The organism is Comamonas humi (assembly GCF_054782535.1).
In genome coordinates, this window is sequence record NZ_BAAGSH010000013.1 from 262,118 (window position 1) to 271,450 (window position 9,333).

The window sequence follows — 9,333 nt, forward strand, 5'->3', positions numbered from 1 at the left end:
TGCCGCCATGGTATAGAGCAGTATTCAACCGCGTGGAGGGAGGGACAAGGCATGGCGGCAACAACTACCAAATCAATAGCTACTCGCGCTCGCTGCATCTGGCTTGCAGCCATATTTCTCTTGATTCTCATGGGCCGCAGCGCTGCCGCCGCGCCGCCCGCGCTGTGGCTGGCGCAGAGCTACCCCGGCGGCCTGGATCTGCAGGCCTACTGGGTGAGCGAGAAATACGATGGCGTGCGCGGCTACTGGGACGGCCAGCGCCTGTGGACGCGCCAGGGCGAGCCGATCGCCGCGCCCGCCTGGTTCACCGCCGGCTGGCCCGCCACGGCGATGGAGGGCGAACTGTGGGCCGGGCGCGGCCAGTTCGGCCATGCCCAATCCACCACGCGCAAACTGGTGCCCGCGGATGCCGACTGGCGGCGCATGCGCTTCATGGTGTTCGACCTGCCCGGCCATGCCGGCAGCTTCGACAAACGACTGCAAGCCCTGCAAGCGCTGGCGGCCGGCCTGGAGCAATCGTGGGTGCAGGCCGCGCCGCAATGGAAGGAAGCCAGCGACGACAGCCTGCGCCAGCGCCTGGCGGCGCTGGTGAAGGATGGGGCCGAGGGCCTGGTGCTGCACAAGGCATCGGCGCCCTACCGCAGCGGGCGCGGCGACGACGTGCTCAAGCTCAAGGTCCACGACGATGCCGAGGCCCAGGTCATCGCCTACTTGCCGGGCAAGGGCAAGTACGAAGGCTTGACCGGTGCGCTGCTGGTGCGCACGCCGGACGGCCGCGAGTTCAAGCTGGGCTCGGGCCTGAGCGATGCCGACCGGCGGCAGCCGCCGGCCATCGGCACCTGGGTCAGCTACCGCTACCGCGGCCTGCATGGCAGCGGCCTGCCGCGCTTCGCCACCTTTTGGCGCGTGCGCGAAGGCTGGCAGCCGCCGCGCTGAAGGCCAGGGACGGTCAGGCCGCCTTCTTGGCCTTGCGGGCGCGGGGCGCCTTGGACTCCTGCGCCTCGGGGGTCTGGGCCACCGGTGACACCACGCCAGCCGCCGCATCGCCCAGGGGTTTTTCCGACTTGAGCGCCTTCTTCAGGCCCGCGCCCGACTTGGCCTTGCCCGCGGCGGCAGGTGCCTTGGACTTGAGCATGGGGCTCTTCCTGGTGGCCGCCACCGGGGCCGAGACCACGCGGGTCTGCATGGCCTGGTCGTGTGCGTCCAGCGCCACGCAGTCGGCATAGAAGCGCAGTACGCCATCCTGGTCCACCTGCTCCACCAGCCCGTGGATGTCGGTCTCGAAGCCCGGGCAGAGCTTGGAGAACTCGCGCGCGAAGATCAGGTAGTCCACGATCTTCTTGTTGAAGACCTCGCCGGGGATCAGCAGCGGAATGCCCGGCGGGTACGGCGTGACCAGGCCCACCGTGACGCGGCCTTCGAGGTTGTCGATCTCCACGCGCTCGGTCTTGCGACGGGCGATGTGGGCGTAGGCGTCGCTGGGCTTCATCGCCGGCGTCAGCTCCGACAGGTACATCTCCGTCGTCAGGCGGGCGATGTCGTACTTGGCGTACAGCTCGTGCACGTGCTGGCACAGGTCGCGCAGGCCCATGCGCTCGTAGACCTTGTGCTGCTGGCAGAACTCGGGAAGGATGCGCCACATGGGCTGGTTCTTCTCGTAGTCGTCCTTGAACTGCTGCAGCGCCGTCAGCATGGTGTTCCAGCGGCCCTTGGTGATGCCGATGGTGAACATGATGAAGAAGCTGTACAGGCCCGTCTTCTCGACCACCACGCCATGCTCGGCGAGGTACTTGGTGACGATGGACGCGGGGATACCGGTCTTGCCGAAGGTGCCGTCGAGGTTCAGGCCCGGCGTGACGATGGTGGACTTGATCGGGTCCAGCATGTTGAAGCCGTCGGCCAGCTCGCCGAAGCCGTGCCAGCTGTCCGACTTGTGGTCGGGCTTGGCGGCCTTGCCGCCCTTGCCCTTCTTGCTGCGAATGATCCAGTCGTCGGCGCGGCCGATGCCTTCGTCGGCGAAGTCCTGCGGGCCCCAGACCTGGAACCACCAGTCGTCCTTGCCGAAGTCTTCCTCCACCTTGCGCATGGCGCGGCGGAAGTTCAGCGCCTCGACGATGCTCTCCTCGACCAGCGCGGTGCCGCCGGGCGGCTCCATCATCGCGGCCGCGACGTCGCAGCTGGCGATGATGCTGTACTGCGGGCTGGTCGAGGTGTGCATCAGGTACGCCTCGTTGAACAGGTTGAAGTCCAGCTTGGTGGTCTGCGAGTCCTGCACCAGCACGTGCGAGGCCTGGCTGATGCCGGCCAGCAGCTTGTGGATGGACTGCGTGGCATAGACCACCGACTTCTGCGGCCGCGCGCGCTTCTTGCCCATGGCATGGTAGGCGCCATAGAACGGGTGGAAGGCCGCATGCGGCAGCCAGGCCTCATCGAAGTGCAGGTTGTCCACGTAGCCGTCGAGCTTGCCCTTGATGGTCTCGGTGTTGTAGAGCACGCCGTCGTAGGTGGACTGGGTGAGCGTGAGGATGCGCGGCTTGACGGCCTTCGCGTCCACGCCCTGCAGCAGCGGGTTGGTGGCGATCTTGGCCTGGATGGTCTCGGGCGCGAACTCGCTCTCGGGGATCGGGCCGATGATGCCGAAGTGGTTGCGCGTGGGCCGCAGGAACACCGGGATCGCCCCGGTCATGATGATGGAGTGCAGGATGGACTTGTGGCAGTTGCGGTCCACCACCACCACGTCGCCGGGCGCGACCGTGTGGTGCCACACCATCTTGTTCGACGTGGAGGTGCCGTTGGTCACGAAGAAGCAGTGGTCGGCATTGAAGATGCGCGCGGCGTTGCGCTCGCTCTCGCCGATGGCGCCGTTGTGGTCCAGCAGCTGGCCCAGCTCCTCCACCGCGTTGCAGACGTCGGCGCGCAGCATGTTCTCGCCATAGAACTGGTGGTACATCTGACCGATGGGGCTCTTGAGGAAGGCCACGCCGCCCGAGTGGCCCGGGCAGTGCCACGAGTACGAGCCGTCCTCGGCGTAATCGAGCAGCGCCTTGAAGAACGGCGGCTGGATGCCTTCCAGGTAGTTCTTGGCCTCGCGGATGATGTGCCGGGCCACGAACTCGGGCGTGTCCTCGAACATGTGGATAAAGCCGTGCAACTCGCGCAGAATGTCGTTGGGCAGGTGGCGGCTGGTCTTGGTCTCGCCGTAGATGTAGATCGGCACGTCGGGGTTCTTGCGGCGCACCTCGGAGATGAAGTCGCGCACATTGCGCACGATCAGGTCTTCGTCACCGCCCTGCGTGAACTCCTCATCGTCCACCGACAGGATGAACGCGCTGGCGCGGCTTTGCTGCTGCGCGAACTGCGACAGATCCCCATAGCTGGTCACGCCCAGCACCTCGAAACCCTCTTCCTCGATGGCATGCGCCAGGTCGCGGATGCTCAGGCCGGAGGTGTTCTCCGAACGGAAGTCCTCGTCGATGATGACGATGGGAAAGCGGAATTTCATGGGAACCCCTCGCCCCTCAGGGCCTCAAATGACAGGAAACAGGCGCGAAGTGTACGGAATTCAATGGCCTGGTTTGATGTATCTCCTATCATTTGCCGGAAATTTGATCGAGATATAAGTCAAGATCGCAACCATTGATTAACGAAAGGAGGGAATCCATGGCTGAATCCACGCTCTGGTGGATCGCAAGCGGCGTCGCCGTCGGCGCCGAGCTGCTGACGGGCACGCTGTACCTGCTGATGGTGGCCATCGGCCTGGCGGCCGCGGCCGTCGCCGCGCACCTGGGCTTGTCCGCGCCGGTGCAGATGCTGGTGGCCGCCGTGGTCGGCAGCGCCACCGTGGTGCTGTGCTACCTGCGGCAAAAACGCCAGGAAAGGCGTCGCGGCGGCCAGCGCAGCGCCCAGACCGATCCGGACCTGCACCTGGACATCGGCGAACAGCTGCACATCGCAGAATGGAACGCCGACGGCACGGCCCAGGTACGCTACCGCGGCGCGCAATGGACCGCCGTGCTGCGCCACGGCGCCGACCGCACCGGCACCACCTACCGCGTGGCCGAACTGGAAGGCAGCCGCCTGCTGGTCGAGCCCGTTTCCGAATAAATCAACCATCCTCAAGGAGAGCCTGCATGGAATTCGCCCTCGTGATCCTGGTGATCGCCATCATCTTCATCGCCATGTCCGTCAAGATCGTGCCGCAGCAGCACGCCTGGATCAAGGAGCGCCTGGGCCGCTACGCCGGTACGCTGGCGCCCGGCCCGCGCTTCATCATCCCCTTCGTCGACAAGATCGCCTACAAGCACAGCCTGAAGGAAATCCCGCTCGACGTGCCCAGCCAGGTCTGCATCACACGCGACAACACGCAGTTGCAGGTGGACGGCATCCTGTACTTCCAGGTGACCGACCCGATGCGCGCGAGCTACGGCTCGTCCAACTACATCATGGCCGTCACCCAGCTCGCCCAGACCTCGCTGCGCAGCGTGATCGGCAAGCTCGAGCTCGACAAGACCTTCGAGGAGCGCGACATGATCAATGCCCAGGTGGTTTCCGCCATCGACGAGGCGGCGCTGAACTGGGGCGTGAAAGTGCTGCGCTACGAGATCAAGGACCTGACGCCGCCCGCCGAGATCCTGCGCTCCATGCAGGCCCAGATCACCGCCGAGCGCGAGAAGCGCGCGCTGATCGCGGCCTCCGAAGGCCGCCGCCAGGAGCAGATCAACATCGCCACCGGCGAGCGCGAGGCCTTCATCGCCCGCTCCGAAGGTGAAAAGCAGGCCGTCATCAACAAGGCGCAGGGCGAGGCGGCATCGATCACCGCCGTGGCCAATGCCACCGCGCAGGCGCTGGAGCGCATTGCCGTGGCCATCCAGCAGCCCGGCGGCGAGAAAGCCGTGCAACTCAAGGTGGCCGAGCAGGCCGTCACCGCCTACGGCAAGCTCGCCACCGACGCCACCACCACCCTGGTGGTGCCCAGCAACATGAGCGAGGTCTCGACCCTGATCGCCTCGGCCATGAAGATGATCCAGACCACCCAGCGCCCCTGAGGCACAAATAAAATCGCCAAGACCTCTCTGAAGCTGCAAAGCGCTGCTACAATAGCCGGCTTCGGAGAGGTGGATGAGCGGTTTAAGTCGCACGCCTGGAAAGCGTGTGTGGGTTAATAGCCCACCGCGGGTTCGAATCCCGCCCTCTCCGCCATTTACCCATAAAAATCAACAACTTACAGAGATGTTTGATTTTTGTACCACATAAAAGCCCACAAAAAATAAAGGCTGCAAGCTTCGGTTTGCAGCCTTTTCTGCTTCTATTCGCCAAAGTCGGTCAGATCGCCCAAGGCTTTGAGCAGGTCAATCAGCCCGCAATTGGCCAGGACATACAGATGGTTGTAGTCATCGCCCGTAGGCACCTCCTCGGCAGCATTGATCTGGGCATCCAACTCGAGAATGCTGCGGCGCACCGACCGGGCGATCTCCAGGGGAGACTCCCCGGCTTCGCTCTCGACGGCTTCGCCGAGTGCCGCCAGGACGGCCTTGGGCGATAGCGCATTGGGCAGCGATTCATACCGCGTGGGCGTTTCGGCCCGGCAGACCGCTTCTTCCTCGGTAGCTCCGATCGCAAAGCGGGTGATCTCGTCGGCAGCAGCATCTTCGGTGTCGTAGTCCACGATCGCGATCCGCGGCAGTGCACTGCAGGACGGCCAGTCCTGTACCAGGGTGGATTGCACCAGACCGCCTTCGAGTACGACGGCAAAACTGGGAGTGGAAGGCATAGGTCGCTCCAGTAGGAAGGATGGAGGGACACGCCCCGGAGAGGCATGCCCTCGGTTGGGATGGAAAGGAATGGCAGCGCGAGGCGGTTCAGCCAGAACGCCACCGGCCATTAGGGGCTGAAGCTGCCCTCCTCAGGCCTGGAACGACTGCCCACAGTCCTGGCATGCAAAGTTGTCGAGGTAGGTCTGATCGATCTGCTCGCCGATGCAGCCACCGATCTCTCGCCCTACCGCGCCACCGGCCACGATGCCGATCACACCGCCGACGATGGAGCCGAACAGGCTGCCTGTGGGCCCAGCCAACAGCCCTGCCCTGGCGCCCCAGGAGGCACCTTGCACGGCGTTGGCAATGCCCGCCGCGGTACCGGCGATCGTGCCGATGTTCTGGCCAACCTGTTTGGCGGTGTCCTTGGTGCGGATACGCGGAGATTTGCAATGGGGACATTGGATGGGCATAAGAAACTCCTGACGTAAAAAAAGCGCCCCGGGCATCAAGCCAGGGGCGCTGGGTGGGAAGGTGGAAGGGGAAGCGCGGAAGCGGGATATGGGTTCAGTCAAAGGCCGCGCCAGCCGTTGTCGGTCTTGCGCAGCCTGGCCTTGCCTGTCATGTCGGTATTCTGGATGCCGAACCACGCGGAAGCATCGGCCTCCGGATTGCCGAGATCCAGCACGCGACCTCCGTACCCCGCCCGGCGCTGAATCGGGACGACATCCTGGATGGCGTCACCGCAGCCTTCCAGGTAGTACCTGCTCACCTTGAGCGGGATGTTGCCTGCCACCTTGGCGTTTTGAAGAAACTCTTCCCGTTTTTTCACAATATCGCGGCCTTGCATCTGTATCTGGGCAAAGTCGCTGTTGCGCCCCTCTTCCAGGGCCCGGTTCGACTCCTTCCAGATTTCTTCCTGGGTGGGTCCCAAGGTCTGCAGCGTCTTTTTCTCCTGCTCGTAGATGCCTTTGAGGGACTGGTACTCCGAGGGATTCTTGAGCGCGATGGTGTACGAATACTCCACCACATGGACATTGGCCACCTCGGGATGCGGGTAGCCATTGGTCTTCTTGATGTTGGTGGCGTGGATGTTCTTGCAGCCCTGGAACTTGGATTCCAGAAAGGCTTTCACATCGGAGGTTTCCGGCTTGTTGCTGCTGCCGCAGGCTGCCAGGCTGATGGCGGACAAGGACAGCGCGAGGAGTTTTTTCATGATGGGGACTTCCTGGTAAAGGGACGGGGGGTTATTGGGGTAATGAGGATGAAGGGAGTGGCTTGGGGCTGGGGCGGCATGACCATGCCAGTGCCCAGGCACGTGCATTTGGGATGCGATACGGATGGATGTGGAAGGGCACGCCTGTCAGGCACCAGCAAGAGCGCCGGCTGGCGCAGCGCTCCCAGGCTGAGGGTGAGGCCCATCCCGTTGCAGAGGGGCTTCAGACGAACGAGGCGAGATTGGCCGCAAAGCAGAGGATCCAGACGATGAAGTACGCCAGGTTCTGCCGCGTGGCCTTGGCCCGCTGGTAGAGGTAGACCGGCACGATCCAGACCCAGCCTTTGAACTTGCTGGTGTTGTGGCCGGCCTTGGTCAGGAGCTTCTCATCGGCGAGCGACAGTGCGATATTGAGGCCCAGGGTGAGGAACCAGTACTTGCCGTTGTTCACGGCATTCTTGATGGCGAACTCGTTGCCCTTGTGAATGAGCTCGGCCAGCCCCCATTCCAGAAAGCCGCCAATCAAAGGCGCAAAGGCCAGGATCCAGACCAGCGTGTTGTTGATGTGCGCGCCAGACAGTGGCGGCGGGCCCGCGGTGTCCAGATGCGGGCGCAGGTCGGTGTTTTCGACAGGGAGCCACTCCGGGAAGCCCTGCTTCCACACCGGAGTGCCGTGGGAGATGGTGGAGGCCCGGATCAGTTGGGTGATGGCCTCTTCCGAGACGGGACCTTTTTTCTGGCCCTTGTCTTCGTAGAACCACTGGGTGGCCGTGGGCTGCGATGTGCTCATGTTTTTCCTCCTGTATTGATTGAGATGAAGTGGCTGCCGAGCGGCATTGGTAGACACCTCAGCAGTTGTCTGCCCCTTCATCTACGGGTATCGAATTTGCCTGATATGTGAAGCAAACTCATCATATGTAAACGAACGAAAGCTGAATGCGGTTGACCGGTCGAGAGACAGACCGGGCGATGGCGTCTTTACTGACGCCATATGAGAAGCAAACTCCGTAGATACAAATGTATCAGAAACGGATGCTCGGGAGGTGTCTGCCAAACCTACCCCGCCCTCCCGTCTGCCCGATCCGAACAACCTGCGTGAAGTGCTGGCTTACTGGATCCGGCTTCGCCGTGTAGATAAGGGCTGGTCGCAGGAGCGACTGGCGATGGAGTGCGAGTTGGACCGGACCTATGTGTCGGCCGTGGAGCGATCGCGCTGGAATGTGTCGCTGTCCAATATCGAGCGCCTGGCCCAGGCCTTGGATGTGGAGCCGTGGATGCTGTTAAAGCCGCCTGCGGATTCCTTGAAAGGGAATTGAGGCTCGGTGCACGAGTGGCTTTACGGCAATCACGGCGGTCACCCGTCCCTGCATGACCTCCCCGTCCACGCTGCAGAGCTTCCAGCGTCCGCCCTTCCATGGACGCAGCTTTGCCCCGAACCCGCTGCCCCAGGGCGCGGGCCAGCGTGGACCGACCACCAGCAAGGCGGATACCTTGCCTTCGGCACCGCACTGCATCTCTATCCCGATCATCCAGACCCAGCGCGTGGAAGAGGTATGGCCGGTGCTGGCTTCTCCCTCGAGTCGCAGCAACGCACACCCTCGCCCTTCCAGCACGGTGGCCAGATCAGTGATGGAATGAATGGTGACGGGCTGTTCAGCCTGCACCTCACAGCCTGGGAGCAGTGCCTGCAGGACATGCTCGACCTCCAAAGGATCAGGGCGTGAAGCCCTTTCCTTTGGTAGCTTGGCTGCCAGCCGAGCCTGCGCCATGATGGTTGCACACTGGCTCACACACCACCAGGCACCTTGCGGATCCCGGTGCGTGGCCGAGCTGGACGGAGCGTCCAATAGCGGCAGCGCTTTCCAATGCCACGGCCCGGCCGCAGTCTGCACAGCGTATTCCCAGATCCCATCGAACCGCAGTCCATCCATATAGCGATGCGCCAGATGGAAGGTGGGTGGAGCGTTGGGCTCATGCTGGGTTCGCTGGGCCATGGCTAGCTCCTTCCGGCTGACCGCCCTCTCCTGGGGGATAGAACTCCCGCAGCACCTCCACAGCCTCTTCCCCCGTTTCCTCGAACAGCCCCTGCCCATATCCCTCGCGGGCCGCGGCATCCAGAGCTGCTTGGTCCAGCCCACTGCTTCTGGCCTGCTCTGCCGCCTCTCGAGCCAGGAGCACAGCGGCCTCCAGATTCAGGCTCGGGCGCACACACAGGTCCACGTAGTAGATAGGTGCCCGGTGGGACTGGGTGGTGGACTTGCCCCTGAGCCGAAGCTCGAGCGGCAGATAGGCCAGCAACCTGTTGATTTCCACGCAAACCTGACCCACTATTTCCATCGAATCTTGACCCACCCTTGTTCGTGA

At 63.4% G+C, this 9,333-nt stretch carries 10 protein-coding genes, 1 tRNA gene and 1 pseudogene; 5 read left to right on the forward strand and 7 right to left on the reverse strand.

Translation table 11 applies throughout. The features are described 5' to 3' along the window. Positions 1–129 precede the first annotated feature (129 nt). On the forward strand, positions 130–936 hold the full coding sequence (locus tag ACYVKR_RS15345) for an ATP-dependent DNA ligase (RefSeq protein WP_460481800.1): 807 nt from the start codon (positions 130–132) through the stop codon (positions 934–936). Positions 937–949: 13 nt separating this feature from the next. Here ACYVKR_RS15345 and ACYVKR_RS15350 read toward each other — a convergent pair whose 3' ends face one another. Beyond that, entirely contained in the window at positions 950–3,502 is a 2,553-nt protein-coding gene (locus ACYVKR_RS15350) for an Orn/Lys/Arg family decarboxylase (RefSeq protein ID WP_460481801.1), read from the reverse strand. A 158-nt stretch (positions 3,503–3,660) separates the two neighbouring features. Here ACYVKR_RS15350 and ACYVKR_RS15355 point away from each other — a divergent pair, with 158 nt between their 5' ends. The 3 genes from ACYVKR_RS15355 (at position 3,661) to ACYVKR_RS15365 (ending at position 5,199) form a co-directional block, all read left to right on the forward strand. Next, positions 3,661–4,104 (forward strand): NfeD family protein, encoded by a 444-nt coding sequence (locus tag ACYVKR_RS15355; protein ID WP_460481802.1) that lies wholly within the window; start codon positions 3,661–3,663, stop codon positions 4,102–4,104. A gap of 26 nt (positions 4,105–4,130) precedes the next feature. Continuing rightward, positions 4,131–5,045: an SPFH domain-containing protein gene (locus tag ACYVKR_RS15360; RefSeq protein WP_460481803.1), complete on the forward strand. Its 915-nt coding sequence runs from the start codon at positions 4,131–4,133 to the stop codon at positions 5,043–5,045. Between the two features lie 63 nt (positions 5,046–5,108). Continuing rightward, positions 5,109–5,199: transfer RNA gene (locus tag ACYVKR_RS15365), tRNA-Ser, on the forward strand. Positions 5,200–5,305: 106 nt separating this feature from the next. On the opposite strand, the gene ACYVKR_RS15370 is transcribed toward ACYVKR_RS15365, so the two are convergent. From ACYVKR_RS15370 to ACYVKR_RS15385, 4 genes are all read right to left on the reverse strand, one after another. Continuing rightward, on the reverse strand, positions 5,306–5,770 hold the full coding sequence (locus ACYVKR_RS15370; protein WP_460481804.1) for a hypothetical protein: 465 nt from the start codon (positions 5,768–5,770) through the stop codon (positions 5,306–5,308). Positions 5,771–5,902: 132 nt separating this feature from the next. After that, the gene (locus ACYVKR_RS15375; RefSeq protein ID WP_460481805.1) at positions 5,903–6,226 is read right to left on the reverse strand and encodes a hypothetical protein; all 324 of its coding nucleotides are present in this window, start codon (positions 6,224–6,226) and stop codon (positions 5,903–5,905) included. 98 nt (positions 6,227–6,324) lie between these two features. Further along, on the reverse strand, positions 6,325–6,969 hold the full coding sequence (locus ACYVKR_RS15380; protein ID WP_460481806.1) for a hypothetical protein: 645 nt from the start codon (positions 6,967–6,969) through the stop codon (positions 6,325–6,327). Between the two features lie 223 nt (positions 6,970–7,192). Continuing rightward, on the reverse strand, positions 7,193–7,759 hold the full coding sequence (locus tag ACYVKR_RS15385; protein WP_460481807.1) for a DUF4339 domain-containing protein: 567 nt from the start codon (positions 7,757–7,759) through the stop codon (positions 7,193–7,195). A 253-nt stretch (positions 7,760–8,012) separates the two neighbouring features. Between ACYVKR_RS15385 and ACYVKR_RS15390 the strand changes: the two genes are divergently transcribed. Then, on the forward strand, positions 8,013–8,285 hold the full coding sequence (locus ACYVKR_RS15390; protein WP_460481808.1) for a helix-turn-helix domain-containing protein: 273 nt from the start codon (positions 8,013–8,015) through the stop codon (positions 8,283–8,285). Here the strand turns inward: ACYVKR_RS15390 and ACYVKR_RS15395 are convergent. Both ACYVKR_RS15395 and ACYVKR_RS15400 read right to left on the reverse strand, forming a co-directional pair. Then, on the reverse strand, positions 8,250–8,963 hold the full coding sequence (locus ACYVKR_RS15395) for a hypothetical protein (protein ID WP_460481809.1): 714 nt from the start codon (positions 8,961–8,963) through the stop codon (positions 8,250–8,252). The genes ACYVKR_RS15390 and ACYVKR_RS15395 overlap by 36 nt on opposite strands. Then, a pseudogene (locus ACYVKR_RS15400) lies at positions 8,941–9,333 on the reverse strand (hypothetical protein); the annotation flags it as partial. The pseudogene ACYVKR_RS15400 and the gene ACYVKR_RS15395, both read right to left, overlap by 23 nt.